The following is a 16,085-nucleotide window of genomic DNA, read 5'->3' on the forward strand; positions in this document are numbered from 1 at the left end:
CCTCGGCGCCCCGGTCACCGGCCGTCCCGGTACCGGGCGATCAGCTCGGCCGGGAAACCCAGATCGGCCTGCGCAACCGCCTTCGTCAGCGGCATGCCCAACTCGCCCAGTCGCGAACACCCCTCCGGTCCGATTGCTTCGTACGCGTACACGGCGAGTTGGTCAGTCCGGTCCTCGATCGATTGCCGGCGCCGCCGCCCTTCCTCGCTGAGGGCGAGTCCGGGCCCATTCAGAAGCCACCCGCGAGCACGCAACCGCTCGATGCCCGCAGCCCACTCCTCTTCGCTCCAGTACCGGCTGACGCGGAGGACTTCCGCGCTGATGGCCCCCGTCGCGGCATGCGTGATCAGCGCCTCCATACCATCGAGGCCTTCGGTGAACAGCAGCGCGACGTGTCCGTCGCCTCGGAATTCGCGCAGCAGAGTCTGCGCGTGCCACAGCACCAGGTGCGGAGCGTCCGGCCACGGCAGCTGCGCGTGTCCGGCGAACAGCGGACGTCCCTGAGGCCGATCGCAGGCGCGTTCCGCGGCACGGCGTGCGAGATCGGCCGCCTCCCGAACCGTTGGACCGTCGACGTCGTCGCCCCATGCTTGGCGCAGCGAGCGGTCGACGGCCTCGTACCGCGCCTCCAGGACGTGCCCAGGCGTGGCGGTGTGCCAGGCCGCGGGCAGCGCGGAGCGCACCGCCACCGGATTGAAGTTGAAGAATGTCGCGACGGCGACTTCCGCGGGTACCGGGCCCATCGCTGCCGAGCGGGGCGCGAAATATGTCGGGGCCCGCCCCTGCAAGCCGATTTCGGCATAGCACTCCTGCCCGTGCGGGCTGAAGTAGATCATCCCGTGAATCAGTTCGAGAGCACGGAAGGTGAGCCGGGCGGTCTCCGGCGAAACAGTGGACATCGTCATTCTTTCGAATTCGACTGGCAGAAAGGTCACGGAACTCATCGCCGCTCGCCGACCGGGCCGGCTCCCTCGCTTGCGGCGGGTGCGACACCGACCTCGCGAAGCGGCCTGCCCGCGACCAGAAGCCTGCGAGACAGATCGTTCACAGTCAGGAGTGGGGCCATGCGGTTCCCTCGATCGTCGTTGTTTCGGATCTGGGCTTCGACCCTCCCTCCGGCGGGCCGAACATTGAAGCTGAACTCAACATCAAGTTGTGACCTACGTCAAGTCTCGATCCGAAATCAACGTCATTTACGGTCCTGCCGGAACGGCGGAACTCCCGGAGGCGCCGGTGTCGGCTGTCGCCCTACCCGCAGGGCTCACGGGGGGCTTCGACGACCTTGCCGGGGGCGACCCCGGCCGGTGGGCCGGGAGCTATATTGTCGAAGACGACGGTTCGCCGTTCGCCGAAAGTTCGAGTACCACCGTCTGGCACACCGGCCTGCGACCGGTCACACGACACACAAAATCACACAGAAACGACCGGAAAAGGCGGGAAATGATGAGCACCATTCAGCGCGGAGGTCGCCTGAAAGGTGCTTTGTGCGGCTCGGACGGGCCTGGCTCACAGCGGGGAGATGCGCAGCGCGTTGACCCATAACCGGGTTCCGATGCGCGTCAGTTCGTCCAGGTCGACCCTCAGATCCTCCGGTGCGCCTTCACCGGTCACGAAGTAGTCGAACGCGAGTCGACTGATCATCCCGGACAGTGCGCGCGAGGCCAACAGCGGATCGACCTCCGTGTCTGCGAGTCCCCGCGCCTGCAGGGACTCGATGCTGCGGGCGTTTCGCCGAACGAACGCCTCCGCGCGCCGCCGACGCAGTTTGCGGAACTCCGGATCGATGCTGGCTACCTGTTCGAGCAACGCCATCAGCTTGGCATTGCGCTTGTACGCCTCGAAGTACGCCCGGTTGCTCGCCTCGATGATCCCAGCAGGGTCGGCGTCGGGGTCCACATGCGGCATTCCTGGATGCATCATGTCTTCCTGCGCCAACTCGAGGACAGCCGCGAAGATCTCCTCCTTGCTGGAGAAGTACGTATAGAAGGTGCCGGACGAGCATTTGGCCTCTGTGGTGATGTCGACCAGCCGGGTGTCGAGGTAGCCCGAACGCTCGAACACCGTACGGGCAGCTGCGATCAAGGCCGAGCGCGTCCGCAATCCCCGACCGGTGGCCGGAAGCTCGCGCAGCAGCGCGGAGTTCGCCATGGACGGCGGCGGGCCCTCGTGTTCGTCCCCTGCGGTCGATCGTGACATGGGAACAGTTATAGCAACGCAACCATCGGAGCTCGCCAGATCATGCCGCGGCGAACCGCAGGCGACGTGCTGGAGCAGCCAACACCTTCACCCTGCCTGACCGTCACCGGCGGTCGGCTTGGCGACGTCCTCGAGCTTCACGACGTCCTGCGGCCCGCCGAGTTCGTTGACGCGTCATGCCTTCATAGAAGATTCTCCTGATAAGTGTCGATGGCCGGGGATTCATATCCCCGCGGCATCGGCGATAACGATGGCCTTGTGGACCAGAGCATCGATGCGCTCGACGGTCGGGGTGCCGGCTGCCGCCTTGTTCGCGGGGGTGTCCATCGCCCGGCGCAGGACACCTTCGGCGATGATCGCCACCTTCCATAGACCGAGCGCGTGCCAGAACTTCAGCGCCTGCGGGTCCCGGCCGGTCTCGTCGAGGTACATCCGGGCGAGTTCGTCCCGGTTCGGGAATCCCGCGAGTGTGGAGACCGGGAAGTCTCCCCCCGTGTCCTCCCCCGGCTCGGGCCAGTAGGCGAGCATAGAACCCATGTCGGCCAACGGATCTCCGAGCGTGGACAGTTCCCAGTCCAGCACGCCGATGACCTCGCCGCTCGTGTGGGCGACGATCACATTGCGCAGGTGGAAGTCGCCGTGCACGAGCGCGAGTTCGGTCTGCTGGGGCACCGCGGCCATCAGCCTGCGGGTCAGATCGTCGAGTTCGGGCAATTCCCGCGTCTTGGACTTCTCCCACTGGCCGGACCACCGCGCGAGTTGGCGTCGCGCGTACGGCTTATGGCTCGCCAAATCGGACAGTCCGGTCCGCTCCAGGTCGACGGCGTGGATTTGCGCGAGGGCGCGCGGCAGGGACTCCGCGATCTCGCGACGCCGTCGCTGAGGTAGTGACTCCGCGATCTCCATCGTGTCGACGACCTGGCCGTCGATGAAGTTCATCAGCACCAACGGCACGTCGGAGATCGCGGGATTCTCCGCGACACCGAGGATCCGCGGTGCAGGGACGGAAGTGCCCGCGAGCGCGGACATGATCCGCGCCTCCCGCGCGACGTCGTGTGCCGAGGCCAACAGGTGCCCCAATGGGGGCCGGCGCAGCACCCAGCGCCGACCGGCGTCGTCCCGCACGAGGTAGGTGAGATTGGACTGACCGAGACCGATCCGGTGGAAGCCCAGCCGGCCGGCGAACTCGATCCCGAGGTCGCCGAACCAGCGGGTGACCGCCATCGGATCGATGCCGATCGCATCTCGCGCCGAGGTCTCAGGCACCGAGCGTCGCTCCGTTCCGGTAGGGCACCACGTCGCCGAGCCGCTGGCCGCCGATGCCGCGCGAAGCGCCGGTGACGATCGCGGTTCTGCCGCTCAGATCCAGAAAAGACGCTCCGGCACGCGACTGCATGGGAGTCATGCTCAGATACCGTCCGGTCGCAGGTCGCGGTACTGGCGCAGTTCGCGGCGGGCGATAGCGCGCTTGTGCACTTCGTCCGGGCCGTCGGCCAGGCGCAGGGTCCGCAGGTGTGCGTACGACATGGCGAGCGGGAAGTCGTCGGTGACGCCCGCGCCACCGTGCACTTGGATGGCCCGGTCCACGATCTTCAGCGCGATGGCCGGGGCGGCGACCTTGATCGCGGCGATCTCGGTCTGTGCTTCCTTGTTACCGACGGTGTCCATCAGATATGCGGCCTTGAGGGTGAGTAGCCGGATCATCTCGATGTCGATGCGCGCTTCGGCGATCCAGTCCTGGATGTTGGCATTGTCGGCGATCGGCTTGCCGAACGTGACGCGCGACTGGGCGCGCTTGCACATCAGTTCCAGCGCGCGCTCGGCCGCGCCGATGGCGCGCATGCAGTGGTGGATGCGACCGGGGCCCAGCCGGGCCTGGCTGATCGCGAAGCCCTCTCCCTCGCCTTTGAGTAGGTCCTCGACCGGAACCCGTACGTCCTTGAAGTCGATCTCGGCGTGACCTTCTCGGTCGGCGTAACCGAAGACCGGCAAGTTGCGCAGCACGGTCACACCGGGTGCGTCGATCGGTACCACCATCATCGACTGCTGCCGGTGCGTCGGGGCGGCCGGATCGGTCTTGCCCATGACGATCATGACCTTGCAGTTCTTGTGGAGGGCGTTGGAGGCGAACCACTTCCGGCCGTTGAGGACGTATTCGTCACCGTCCTTGACCATAGACAGTTCGACATTGGTGGCATCGGAGCTGGCCACACCTGGCTCCGTCATCGCGAACGCGGACGCCATAGTGCCGTCGAGCAGGGGTTTCAGATACTTCTCTTTGTGCTTCTCGGTGCCGAAGAGCTCGAGGACCTCCATGTTGCCGGTGTCGGGGGCGTTGCAGTTGCACGCCTCGGGCGCGATGTGGCTGCGGCCCATGATCTCCGCCAGCGGCGCGTACTCGAGGTTGGTCAGTCCGGCACCGGTGGCAGGATGTGGATGGAAGAGGTTCCACAGGCCCCGCCTTCTCGCCTCGGTCTTGAGTTCCTCGAGTATCGGCGGATGGAAATGTGGATCGCCGGCCGCGCGCATCTGCTCCTCGTACACGGTCTCGGCCGGGTATACGTGTGCATCCATGAAATCCAGCAGTTCGTTCTGCAACTGCTGGGCGCGTTCGGAGATGTCGAACAGGGACATGAGAACTCCTGACGGGTCCGGAGGGAATCGGGGGTGCGGCGCTCGTTGTGGCCGACGACAGCCTCGACGAGGTCGATGCCGCGGGAGGACCTCAGTCCTGCGCCAGCACCTTCGTCTGGTAGCGCCGCATGCCGCGCAGCCATCGGTCGTAGTCGGCGGCCTTGTGCCGGTACATGTCCAGCACCTGCGGGTGCGGCAGGATCAGGAAACGCTCTTCGTCGATCGCGGCGATCACGTCGGCCGCGACCTGGGCCGGTTCGAGCACCTCACCGGCGCTGGTGACGGCGCGGGTTGCCGCGGCGCCGAGGACTTCCCCGGAGTCCCCACCAAACAGCAGCTTCGTATTGACGCCCTGTGGGCACAGGCAGCTGACCCGCACCCCTTGGTCTCCGTAGGTGACGCTGAGCCACTCGGCGAAACCGACCGCGGCGTGCTTGGTGACCGCGTAGGTGGCCGACCCGATCTGGGTGAGCAGCCCCGCCGCGGAGGCGGTGCTGACGAAGTAGCCCGCACCCCGCTCCACCCATGCCGGGACCAGCAACTGCGCGGCCCGGATGTGGGCGCGCAGGTTCACGTCGATCGCCAGGCTCCAGGCGGCTTCGTCGGCCTCGAGCCCAGGCGCACCGACGATTCCGGCGTTGGCGAAGTACATGTCGACGGGACCGAAGTGCTTGTCAGCCAACGCGATGAGTTGGCGAATCGCCTCGGTGTCCGATACGTCCGCGCCGGCGGACACCGCGGTACCGGGATGGTCGGCGTTGATCCGGTCGGCGACGGCCTGAGCGGTAGATGCGTGCAGGTCTGCGACGACTACGCGGGTACCCGCACCGACGAGAGCCCGCGCGATAGCGCCGCCGATGCCTCCGCCGCCACCGGTGACAATGGCGACCTTGCCTGCAACCTGCACTACCGAACCTGCTTTCGTGTCGATGGGGGCGCGCCGCCACATCCGGACGGACGGCTCCTACTACCAGCTGGACCCGATGCGGCCCCTGACATCTGTATAGTTGAAGTCGACGTCAGTTTCAAGCACTGCCACGCGCCGAGAATCGGCTCCAGTGCCGCCTCATCGCGAGCCGGACATGACCACACCTCCGTTGGTCACGCCACCCACCCCCGCTCCCTGCGAACGCGCAGGGTGGCGCGAAGCAACCAAGGTGCGCTTCGATAGATGTCGAAGGAATCAGCAGACGGGTCACGAAAGAGGTGACTTCATGCTGTTTCATACCTGTCTCGCGGTAGCTGGTGGAAGGTTTCCGGCATCCGCCTCGACCGTTCCGACACAAGTCGCGCGACGTCCTCGCGCTCGTGGCTGACGTCGTACAAGTTGGCGAACTTCGCCGTCTGGGCAGCAACAAGCTCGGCGAGATGCTGCTACTTCCAGTTGTGTTCGCACTCAGGGCATCAGGGTTGAGAGCACCACTTCCAGTGCCTTGCGCATATCGTCGGCCTCGATGCGCATCAAGGTTTCTTCGTCGAGCGCGCGGTGGTCGAGGCTGTCGTCCATGGCTAGGCGGTATTCGCGCTCTTCCTCTGCACTTTCGATGACATTTCGGATGAATCGACCGTTGCCGGCGAGGTCGACGCCGCGGCGGGGCAGGCCGCTCTGGTCGGTGCCTTCGGTGGCGTAGAGCGTCGCGCACGACTCGCGCAACAGTTCGACCGCATCGTCGGATACGGCAGAATCGCGTCTGGCGGCGATGAATTGGGCTATCTCGCAGAGTTCGCCGGGCGAGTAGGAGTCGAACTTCACGCGCTTGGCGAAGCGGGAGGACAGGCCGTCGTTGCTGGCCAGGAAGCGGTCGATCTCGCCGTCGTAGCCTGCGATGATGACGACCAGGCGGTCGCGATCGTTCTCCATCCGCGCCAGCAGGGTGTCGACGGCCTCGCGCCCGAAGGCGTCACCACCGGAAAGGCCCGCCTGGATCAGGGTGTAGGCCTCGTCGACGAACAGCACGCCGTCCATGGCCGAATCGATCAGCTGGTTGGATTTGATCGCGGTCGAACCCAGGTGCTGGCCGACGAAGTCGGATCGTTTGGCCTCCACGACCTTGTCGGTCTTCAGCAACCCGAGCCCGCAGTAGATCTTGGCCACCACCCTGGCGATGGTGGTCTTGCCGGTGCCAGGCGGGCCGGTGAAGGCGAGATGCTGGCCGCGGGGCATGCTGTTGAGGCCCTTCTCGGCCCTGATCTTGGCCATCATCGCCGAGGACTGCAGCTTGGCGACCTGCACCTTGACCGCACCCAGGCCGATCTGCGCCGCCAGTTCCGCGCGGGCGGCGGCCAGGATCAGCTCGGCCCTGTGATGCTGTTCCTCCTCGGCCGCCTCCGCCAGCGACGGCGCGGACGCCGGATCCCAACGGTCGGTGCGTGATTCGATCTGTTCCTTGGTGGTCACCATGATCCGGAACTTGGGATCGCGCATCGCGGTGGCGTTGGCGGCGAACCCGGGGACCTGCGTGTAGACGGTCTCGAACAACGCCCGCGCCTCGTCCTCGTGGCCTTGTTCGCGCAACGCCAGCCCACGGCAGTACATGGCCGCGGTCCGGGCCGCCGGAATCGGGCCGCGCTCGGCCAGTTCCAGCCTGCGGGTCGCCTCGCCGAAGAGGCCGAGGTGGGCGCAGGCGGTGCCGACCATGACGTGCGCGCCGGCCGCCATGTATTGGTCCTGCCAGTCGGCCGACCCGGCCAGCACGCCCATCACCTCTTGCCACAGTTGACCGGTGAAATAGAGCACGCCGCGCGCATAGGCGCAGACCTTGTCGTCGACGGCACGGTCGGGATCCTCGGTCAGCTGCCTGCGACGCTCGTCGAGTTCGTCGAGAACGCGTTCGGCCGCATCGAAATCCCGGTCCTCGACGAGATGCATCGCCTGGGCGAGCCAGATCTCGGTGAGGCTGGCGATCGGATAGTCGATGTACTGGCCGATCTGGAACCGACCGGCCAGTTGCCGCGGCGGCAGACCGAGACGGCGCTGCTCACGCAGATGCGAAGTCGTCGAGGTGCGGTGTAACTGGCGTAGCACTTCCTGGGTGGCGTCCCCGGCGGCGACGCGCCCGAGCCAGGCGTCGCACATGTCGGGATCGAGCTCGGTCGCCCGGCGGAAGGCGACCTTGGCGTACTCGAGATTCTTCGCGGCTTGCTGGCCGTCGACCATCAGACCGAGCGAGAGGACGCCCGCATCGAAGACCTGTTGCGCTTGCCGAATCGCTGACATGCCCGGAAATTAGCGCGGACTCGGCTGTCCAGCCCAGCGAACCCGGACGGAGAGCACCGGCCATTCACGGACAGTTCACCCCGCCGCGCGGGCTCGACGCGATAACCGCATGTCGTTGCCACACCGCGGGTTACGACAAAGCGAACTCCGCCTCGGGCCACCGCCGCGCGGCACCGTGATTGCTACCTTCCTGATCGTCGTAACCAGGGAATTCGGGAGTCATCACGTGATCGAGTCAACGGCGATCGAGCCGCAGCTGTGCAGAGTCTCGGTGATCGGCGGGAATACTCAGGTCGATGTCGCGCTGCCCGCCACGATCCCGATCGCCACTTTCATTCCAGATGTGGTGACACTCATCGCCTCTCGCAATCCGGACCTGTCCGAACACGAGGAGGACGGGCCGCTGGTCGCCCGGCACTGGACGCTGTCCCGGCTGGGCCACACCGCGATCGACCCGGTCCGGACGCTCACCGAGGCCGAGGTCTTCGACGGCGACCTGCTGGTGCTGGCCGCAGTGGATTCGGTCGACTCCCCCGCGCTCTTCGATGACGTGATCGACGCCGTGGCCCGGCTGACCGACAACTCGTTTCGCGGCTGGACCGCCGAGTCCGCGGGCCTGGCCGGGCTCGGCGGCGCGATCGCCGCGGTCGCGAGCGCCTGCCTCCTGTTGCTGTACGCGGCGGGACACGGGGCCGGCGGATGGGCTGGGGCGGCGGGCAGCGGGTTCGGGCTCCTCGTCCTGGTCGGAGCCGGGCTCGTCGCCCGGTGGTATGCCGCGACACTGCCCGCCACGGTCCTGGCGCTGTGCGGGTTGCTGCTGATGGGCGCCGGGGCCGCGGCGCTCGTGCCCGGTCTGCCGGGCGCACCGCACCTGCTGCTGAGTTGCGCCGTCACGATACTGCTCGCGACGATCGCGATGCGGGTGATCGCGGTGCGCCCAACCATGTTCACCGCCGTCATCACGATCGCGGCGTTCGGCCTCGGCGCCGCGGGTACGACCACGGTATGGCAGGTGGCACCGTCCAAAACCGCGGCCGGAGTCATCTTTTTCGCACTGCTCGGCATCACGCTGACGCCGCGGATCGCGGTCGCGGCAGCGCGGCTGCCGGTGCCGCCGGTGCCGACCGCGGGCGGAGTGATCGATCCGCGCGACCATGAGCCCCGACCGACCATCGAGGGCATCGGCGCGATCGGCGCGACCTCGATTCCCTCGGCGGCCGGGCTGGGCGAACGGGCCCGCCGGGCCAACGACTATCAGTCCGGGATGATCGCCGGGATCGTGACGGTGACGGTGATCGCGACGATCATGGTGGTCGCGACGGCCCGGGACCACCTCTGGCAGACCGCGTTGCTGGCGGTGGCGGTCGGCATCGTGCTGGCCCGGCGCGGGCGTGCCTTCTCCGACCTCACCCAGGCCGCGCTGCTGGTGCTCGGCGGCTGCTCGGCGCTGATCCCGCCGATGGTGCTGCTCGGCACCCAACTCACCGATGCCGCGTTGCCCGCTGCGGGCGCGCTGCTCGTCGTCGCGGCACTCGCGCTGCTGATCGGGGTGGCCGGGCCGAAGCTCGAGATCTCGCCGGTCGTGCAGCGGGCCGGCGAGCTGCTGGAGTACCTCATGATCTGCCTGATCGGGCCACTGGTGTTCTGGATCATCGACGTCTACGCCCTGGCCCGCAATGCGTGACCACGCACGATCGGCACCGGCCGCGCTCGCCGTCGCGGCACTTACGATCACGGCGGCGTTGCTGCCCACCGGTCCAGCCAGGGCCGTCGCTCCGCCCGGGGTCGATCCGGGCCTGCTGATCACCGGCGCCCCGGTGGCCCCGCCGGAACCCTCGCAACAGCGACTGCTGTGCTCGGAACCCAACTGGACGGGACCACCTCCGGCTGGGGTGCCCGCCGCCCAAAAGGCGCTCGGGCTCGCCGCTGCCTGGGAATTCGGTCGCGGCGCGGGACAGGTTGTCGCGGTGATCGACACCGGAGTCACTCGCCATCCGCGGTTGACGGTCGACGCGGGCGGGGACTACGTCTCCGATTCCGACGGCACGACCGACTGCGACGGGCACGGCACCCTGGTCGCCGGGATCATCGCCGCACACCCGTCCCCGGACGGTGGCGATGGTTTCGCCGGTGTCGCGCCGGGAGCCACGGTGCTCGCGATCCGGCAGACCAGCCTGGCCTATCAAGCCAAGAACAGCTACGGCAATGACCGGCCCGATGGCATGTCGGCCGGTGGGTACGGCACCGTCGCCACCCTGGCGCATGCCGTGGTCCGCGCGGTGGATCTGCACGCAACGGTCGTCAACATCTCCGAAGTGTCCTGCCGGCCCGCCGGTGCCGGCCCGGTGGACGGGATGCTCGGCGCCGCATTGAAATACGCTTACGACCGCGATGTCGTCGTGGTAGCGGCGGCGGGAAACCTGCAATCGCAGGGCGCGTGCAAGCAGCAGAACGGCGCCGGCTGGGATTCGGTCAGAACGATCGCGACGCCCGCGTGGTTCTCGCCCTATGTCCTTTCGGTGGCCTCGGTCGAGCCGGACGGCTCGCCGTCGCCGTTCACGCTGTACGGGCCGTGGGTCTCGGTGGCCGCCCCCGGCAGCAACCTGATTTCACTCGACAGCAAACCTGGTGCCACCGGCCTGGTCAACGGCACCCCACAAGCCGACGGTCAGGTATCGCCGGTGGCGGGAACCAGCTTTTCCAGCGCCTACGTCGCAGGCCTGGCGGCCCTTGTGCGCGCACGCTTTCCGCAGCTGTCCGCCAAAGAGGTGATGGATCGCATCATCGGCACGGCGCATGCACCCGGCGACGGCCACGACGCCCGGATCGGCGCGGGCATGGTCGATCCGGTAGCCGCGCTCACCGCCGTACTGCCGAATCCGCCGCTCCATGAGCCGGCGACCGGCGAACAGATCGCGGGCCCGGCCCCGATCGCACCGGTGAACCCGTGGCCGCGGCGCATCGGCGTGACGGGCGCCGCGATCTGCCTGACCCTGCTCGCCATCTTCTCGACGCTGTCGATCCCCTTCCGCCGCAAGCAGCGCATGCCGCTCGTTCTGCCCGGTGACGACTGAACGGAACAGCTATGAGTACACAAGGTTTCATTCGGCTGGCCCGGATCGCCCCGCCGCGGCCGCCCGGCGGCGACGTGGTGCTCAACGCACCGCCGGAGATCACCGCGCCGGTGCCCGGCCCGCTGTGGCAGCGCCTGCTTCCGCTGGTCATGGTGGTCGCCATGGTCGGCATGATGGCGCTGATGTTCACCATGAGCGGCCGGTCGATGCTGACCAACCCCATGGCCATGATGTTTCCGATGATGATGCTGATGTCGATGGTCGGCATGTTCGCCGGTCGCACCGGTGGCGGTGGCAAGAAGGCCGCCGAGCTCAATGAGGAACGCAAGGACTATTTCCGCTACCTCGATCAATTGCGCCGTGACGTCCGCGGCACCGGCACTGCGCAGCGGGCGGCGTTGATCTGGAGCCACCCCCACCCGGTCGACCTGCACGCCCTGATCGGCACACGGCGGATGTGGGAACGCCGGCCCGGCGATTCCGACTTCGGGCATGTCCGGATCGGCGTCGGCAGCCATCGCATCGCCACCAAGCTGGCCAGGCCCGAGACCGGCCCGCTCGAAGACCTGGAACCGGTGGCGACGGTGGCGCTGCGCCGGTTCGTGCGCACTCACTCGGTCGTGCACGGCCTGCCGACCGCCATCTCGCTGCGCGCGTTCCCCGCGGTCAACATCGAAGGCCCGCGGGAGCACGGGCGCGCGCTGCTCCGGTCGATGCTGATGGAGCTGGCGACTTTTCACGGTCCGGACTTCATGATCTTCGCCATCGTCACCGCCGACCCCGATGCGGACGCCTGGCGTTGGACGAAATGGCTTCCACACCTGCAACATCCGCGAGACCGCGACGGGATCGGCGCGGCGCGCATGGTTTACGAGTCGCTATCGGAGCTGGAGACCGCGTTGAGCGAGGACCTGCTCGAGCGCGGCCGGTTCCTGCGCAACGCACCGCCCACCGCGGGCCGGCTGCACGTGGTCGTCGTCATCGACGACGGCTATGTCAGCGGTTCCGAGCGCACGATCAGCGACGCGGGCCTCGACTCGGTCACCGTATTGGACCTGACCGCGCCACCAGCCGGGCTCGCGGTCCGGCGCGGCCTGCAATTGGTCGTCGACGAGGAGGTGATCGGCGCGCGCACCGGCGGGTCGGTGGAGAATTTCGCGGGTCCCGATCGGCTGAGCCCCGAGGTGGCCGCCACCTTCGCGCGCGCCATGGCTCGGTTCCGGATCGCCACCACCGCCCAGATCGTCAATCTCGGCGACGACGTCTCCGGCGATCCCGGTCTGATGTCGCTGCTGTCGATTCCCGACGCCGCGACGATCGACGCCGAGTCCGTGTGGCGGCCTCGATCCGCGCGCGAACGCCTCCGTGTTCCGATCGGCGTCACTCCCGACGGCACGCCCGTCGAGATCGACATCAAGGAATCCGCGGAAAGCGGCATGGGCCCGCACGGACTGTGTATCGGTGCCACAGGTTCGGGCAAGTCGGAGTTCCTGCGCACGCTGGTGTTGTCGATGGTGACCACCCATTCACCGGATCTGCTCAACCTCGTCCTGGTCGACTTCAAGGGCGGTGCGACCTTCCTCGGCCTCGACCCTCTCCCCCATGTTTCCGCGGTGATCACCAATCTCGAGGAAGAACTCTCGATGGTCGACCGCATGCGTGACGCTCTCGCCGGTGAATTGACGCGCCGGCAGGAACTGCTCCGAGCGACCGGGAACTTCGCCAACGTCACCGAATACGAGAAGGCGCGCACCAACGGAGCCCAGCTCGATCCGCTGCCCGCGCTGTTCATCATCGTCGACGAGTTCTCCGAATTGCTCTCGCAGAAACCAGATTTCGCGGAACTGTTCGTAATGATCGGCCGGCTCGGGCGATCGCTGCGGGTGCATCTCCTGCTGGCATCGCAGCGCCTCGAGGAGAACCGGCTGCGTGGTCTGGACTCGCACCTGTCCTACCGAATCGGCCTGCGCACCTTCTCCGCCGGCGAGTCCCGCCAGGTGCTCGGCATCACCGACGCCTATCACCTGCCCGGTCAACCCGGCGCCGGATATCTCAAGAGCGATTCCTCGGACCCGCTGCGGTTCAACGCGACCTACGTGTCGGGCACCTATGTGCCGCCCGCCGGTGACCGTGCCGTCGCCGAGGCGACCGGCACAGCGGGCGCGGTCGACCTCTTCACCGCCGCGGCCGTCGCGGTCCGCGCGGCGCAGCCGGTCCCGGTGGAACTGCCGGACCTGAGCGAACTGCTCGGCGAGACCGCGACCGAAGCCCCCGCCCCCACGCACGAGCAGTCACTGCTGCAGGTGGTGGTCGAGCGGTTGACCGGGCACGGCAGACCCGCGCACGAAGTCTGGCTGCCGCCGCTCGACATCTCGCCCACCGTGGATATGCTGCTGCCCGAACAGGATTGGCGTTCGGAGAGCAACCGCAACGGCAATCTGTGGTTGCCGATCGGCATCGTCGACAAGCCCTACGAGCAGCGGCGCGATGTCCTCACGATCGATCTGGCCGGCGCCCAGGGCAATATCGCGGTGGTCGGTGGGCCGCAGTCGGGCAAGTCGACCACCCTGCGCACCATCATCACGGCCGCGGCGGCCACCCACACCCCCGAGCAGGTGCAGTTCTACTGCCTCGATTTCGGTGGCGGCACATTGTCCGCGCTCACCGGTCTCCCGCACGTCGGGTCGGCGGCAGGTCGCCTCGAAGGCGACCGCGTCCGGCGGACAGTGGCCGAACTCAGCATGCTGTTGCGGCAGCGTGAACGCCGCTTTCTCGACCTCGGCATCGAGAACATGCGCGACTTCCGGAAACTGAAGGCGCAGCTCGCCCAGCTGCCCGAGGACGAACGCGCGGCGCACCCGCTCTCGGCCGACCTGTTCGGCGATGTCTTCCTCGTCATCGACGGCTGGGCGGCGTTCCGGGAGGATTTCGACATCGTCGAAGGCCAGGTGCTCGGTTTGGCCGCGCGCGGTCTGTCCTACGGCATCCACCTCGTGCTCGGCGCCAACCGGTGGGCCGAGATCCGGCCGGTGGTGAAGGACCAGATCGGCACCAGGATCGAACTGCGCCTCGGCGACCCGTCGGACTCGGAGATGGATCGCCGCGCGGCAGTGGGCGTTCCGATCAATCGCCCGGGCCGCGGCATGACTCCCGACAAACTGCACATGTTGATCGCGCTGCCCCGCCTCGACACCGACGTCGACCCGAGAACCCTCGCCGAGGGCGTCGTCGCGGCCAAGGAAGCCTTGGCGCGGGTCTATGGTGACCGCCACGCACCCCCCGTGCGCCAACTCCCGCTGGAACTGGACCGGGCGCAGGTGCTGGAAACCGCGCGAGCGCAGGGCCTGCGCCTGGACAACAAGCGGGTCCTGATCGGACTGAGCGAATCGGAACTGGCGCCGATGGTGCTCGACTTCCAGGAGCAACCGCACCTGCTGGTCTTCGCCGACGTCGGGTGCGGCAAGACCACACTGCTGCGCAATATCGCGCAGGGAATCGTGGAGAATTGCAGCCCGAACGATGCCCGGGTCATTATGGTCGACTACCGCCGCACCATGCTCGGCGCCATCGATGGCCCGCACCTGGCCGGATATTCGACCTCGGCGCAAACCTCGGTCCCGACCCTCAAAGAGGTCGCGGGATTTGTGTCCCAGCGGATGCCGGGCGCCGACATCACCCCCACGCAGCTTCGGGAACGCAGCTGGTGGACCGGCCCGGAGGTCTATGTGATCGTCGACGACTACGACATGGTGGCGTCGAACAATCCGCTGCTGCCGCTGATCGATCTGCTCCCGCAGGCCCGCGATATCGGCCTGCATGTGGTGATCGCGCGGCGAGCCGGTGGCGCGTCGCGTGCGCTCTACGACAATGTCCTTGGCCCGCTCAAGGACATGTCGGTCGACGGCATTCTGATGAGCACCCCCAAGGACGAGGGTGTGCTGCTCGGTGACGTCCGCCCGGCGCAGTATCCGCCGGGCCGGGGCATGCTGGTGTCACGCACGCGTGGGCGCGAGCTCGTCCAGATCTGTCAGCTGCCCGCCCTGTGATCCGGTCCGATCGGAAAGGCCTGTGATGAACGAGCCGAGCGTCCCCGCGCACCTGCCGAGGATCGTGGCCGAGCGCGGCGATCGAGCTCCGGTCGTCGCGGTCGGCAGCGTGTGCATCGTCGTCGACGCGCGCATGGTCGATGCCGCGGGTCGCTACACGGTGGCGCCGGCTGATCTCCAGGTACTAGCCCTGGCCGCACTGCTCGCCCGGCCCGGCTTCACGCGCCGCGACGAACCGGTACCCGACCGGCTCCTGACGCCCGAGCAAATCGCCGAAATGCGCCGCCGATGCGACGCTTTCGAGGAATCCCGGTTCTGAACGACGGTCGCTGAGCCGGCGCACACCCGCTCAGCGACCACACGCTCAGGTCGCGACCGCGACCGCCGCCTTGACCGCGCCGGCGAGCAGCCGCATCGATGCGGGAGCGCCGGGATTGATCAGGACATCGATGCCCTCCTCCGGCAGCGCCGCGGCGAGTTCGGCCATCGAGACCTCGGTCCAGCCTTCGACCTGCGCGTGCCTGCGGTGCTCGGGCGCCGAGGTCACCAGCACGCAGGGGATCTGATCCGGGGACGCCGCGACGACCGGATTGCCGTTCTCGTCGACCGCGACACCGACCACCGCACCGCGCAGGGTCGCCAGCAGCTGGCCCGGTTCGGCCCGCTTCTCCAGGACCAGCCGCAATGTCGCGTCGATCGGGTCGATGAACGACGCCTCGTCGGCGGGGCGATAGTCCGGATTGGGCTGGAATTCGCCTGCGGTGCCGTCGGTATCGACGAACCAGCCACCCAGCACCGCGTGTGCGGGCGGGCGATCGTCCTCGTCGGCGGGCTGCCAGCCCGGATCGATCAGGAACAGCCATTCCGCGTCGTTGTCGTTGCTCTGCTCGGTCATTGATGAGCCCTTCTCGGTCAGTC

At 67.6% G+C, this 16,085-nt stretch carries 12 protein-coding genes; 4 read left to right on the forward strand and 8 right to left on the reverse strand.

Features of this window, described 5'->3' with window-relative positions; translation table 11 throughout:
* Positions 1–14: 14 nt before the first annotated feature.
* From ACIHAX_RS30285 to eccA, 7 genes are all read right to left on the reverse strand, one after another.
* Positions 15–899, reverse strand: coding sequence for a hypothetical protein (locus ACIHAX_RS30285; RefSeq protein ID WP_397280969.1), 885 nt, complete (start codon positions 897–899; stop codon positions 15–17).
* Positions 900–1,506: 607 nt separating this feature from the next.
* On the reverse strand, positions 1,507–2,196 hold the full coding sequence (locus tag ACIHAX_RS30290; RefSeq protein ID WP_355074393.1) for a TetR/AcrR family transcriptional regulator: 690 nt from the start codon (positions 2,194–2,196) through the stop codon (positions 1,507–1,509).
* 222 nt (positions 2,197–2,418) lie between these two features.
* Positions 2,419–3,420, reverse strand: coding sequence for a phosphotransferase family protein (locus tag ACIHAX_RS30295; protein WP_397281020.1), 1,002 nt, complete (start codon positions 3,418–3,420; stop codon positions 2,419–2,421).
* A gap of 34 nt (positions 3,421–3,454) precedes the next feature.
* Positions 3,455–3,592, reverse strand: coding sequence for a hypothetical protein (locus tag ACIHAX_RS30300; protein WP_397280972.1), 138 nt, complete (start codon positions 3,590–3,592; stop codon positions 3,455–3,457).
* An 11-nt stretch (positions 3,593–3,603) separates the two neighbouring features.
* A complete protein-coding gene (locus ACIHAX_RS30305; protein WP_364433898.1) occupies positions 3,604–4,830 on the reverse strand; it encodes an acyl-CoA dehydrogenase family protein in 1,227 nt (408 codons plus the stop codon).
* A 91-nt stretch (positions 4,831–4,921) separates the two neighbouring features.
* Positions 4,922–5,737, reverse strand: a complete 816-nt coding sequence (locus ACIHAX_RS30310) for an SDR family oxidoreductase (protein ID WP_397280974.1) — start codon at positions 5,735–5,737, stop codon at positions 4,922–4,924.
* Positions 5,738–6,226: 489 nt separating this feature from the next.
* Positions 6,227–8,047, reverse strand: coding sequence for a type VII secretion AAA-ATPase EccA (eccA, locus tag ACIHAX_RS30315; protein ID WP_356967624.1), 1,821 nt, complete (start codon positions 8,045–8,047; stop codon positions 6,227–6,229).
* Between the two features lie 226 nt (positions 8,048–8,273).
* Here eccA and eccD point away from each other — a divergent pair, with 226 nt between their 5' ends.
* Genes eccD through ACIHAX_RS30335 form a run of 4 tightly spaced genes read left to right on the forward strand, consistent with a single transcriptional unit; the run spans position 8,274 to position 15,486 of the window.
* Positions 8,274–9,731 (forward strand): type VII secretion integral membrane protein EccD, encoded by a 1,458-nt coding sequence (gene eccD, locus ACIHAX_RS30320; protein ID WP_397280976.1) that lies wholly within the window; start codon positions 8,274–8,276, stop codon positions 9,729–9,731.
* On the forward strand, positions 9,724–11,121 hold the full coding sequence (gene mycP / locus ACIHAX_RS30325) for a type VII secretion-associated serine protease mycosin (RefSeq protein WP_397280978.1): 1,398 nt from the start codon (positions 9,724–9,726) through the stop codon (positions 11,119–11,121). The genes eccD and mycP overlap by 8 nt, the downstream gene beginning before the upstream one ends.
* 11 nt (positions 11,122–11,132) lie before the next feature.
* Complete coding sequence (gene eccCa / locus ACIHAX_RS30330) at positions 11,133–15,167, forward strand: type VII secretion protein EccCa (RefSeq protein WP_397280980.1); 4,035 nt, start codon at positions 11,133–11,135, stop codon at positions 15,165–15,167.
* A 25-nt stretch (positions 15,168–15,192) separates the two neighbouring features.
* Positions 15,193–15,486, forward strand: coding sequence for a hypothetical protein (locus ACIHAX_RS30335; RefSeq protein ID WP_397280982.1), 294 nt, complete (start codon positions 15,193–15,195; stop codon positions 15,484–15,486).
* Between the two features lie 45 nt (positions 15,487–15,531).
* Here ACIHAX_RS30335 and ACIHAX_RS30340 read toward each other — a convergent pair whose 3' ends face one another.
* Complete coding sequence (locus ACIHAX_RS30340; protein ID WP_397280984.1) at positions 15,532–16,062, reverse strand: type VII secretion system-associated protein; 531 nt, start codon at positions 16,060–16,062, stop codon at positions 15,532–15,534.
* Positions 16,063–16,085: the final 23 nt, after the last annotated feature.

Origin of the sequence: Nocardia sp. NPDC051929, assembly GCF_044548645.1 — a bacterium.
Taxonomy (GTDB): domain Bacteria; phylum Actinomycetota; class Actinomycetes; order Mycobacteriales; family Mycobacteriaceae; genus Nocardia; species Nocardia sichangensis.

Bases quoted from the DNA above. Each gene is read 5' to 3' on its own strand.
- ACIHAX_RS30290 (WP_355074393.1), bottom strand. From the start codon at position 2,196: ATGTCACGATCGACCGCAGGGGACGAACACGAGGGCCCGCCGCCGTCC.
- ACIHAX_RS30305 (WP_364433898.1), bottom strand. From the start codon at position 4,830: ATGTCCCTGTTCGACATCTCCGAACGCGCCCAGCAGTTGCAGAACGAA.
- ACIHAX_RS30295 (WP_397281020.1), bottom strand. From the start codon at position 3,420: ATGGCGGTCACCCGCTGGTTCGGCGACCTCGGGATCGAGTTCGCCGGC.
- ACIHAX_RS30300 (WP_397280972.1), bottom strand. From the start codon at position 3,592: ATGCAGTCGCGTGCCGGAGCGTCTTTTCTGGATCTGAGCGGCAGAACC.
- eccCa (WP_397280980.1), top strand. From the start codon at position 11,133: ATGAGTACACAAGGTTTCATTCGGCTGGCCCGGATCGCCCCGCCGCGG.
- ACIHAX_RS30340 (WP_397280984.1), bottom strand. From the start codon at position 16,062: ATGACCGAGCAGAGCAACGACAACGACGCGGAATGGCTGTTCCTGATC.
- ACIHAX_RS30285 (WP_397280969.1), bottom strand. From the start codon at position 899: ATGTCCACTGTTTCGCCGGAGACCGCCCGGCTCACCTTCCGTGCTCTC.
- eccA (WP_356967624.1), bottom strand. From the start codon at position 8,047: ATGTCAGCGATTCGGCAAGCGCAACAGGTCTTCGATGCGGGCGTCCTC.
- mycP (WP_397280978.1), top strand. From the start codon at position 9,724: ATGCGTGACCACGCACGATCGGCACCGGCCGCGCTCGCCGTCGCGGCA.
- ACIHAX_RS30335 (WP_397280982.1), top strand. From the start codon at position 15,193: ATGAACGAGCCGAGCGTCCCCGCGCACCTGCCGAGGATCGTGGCCGAG.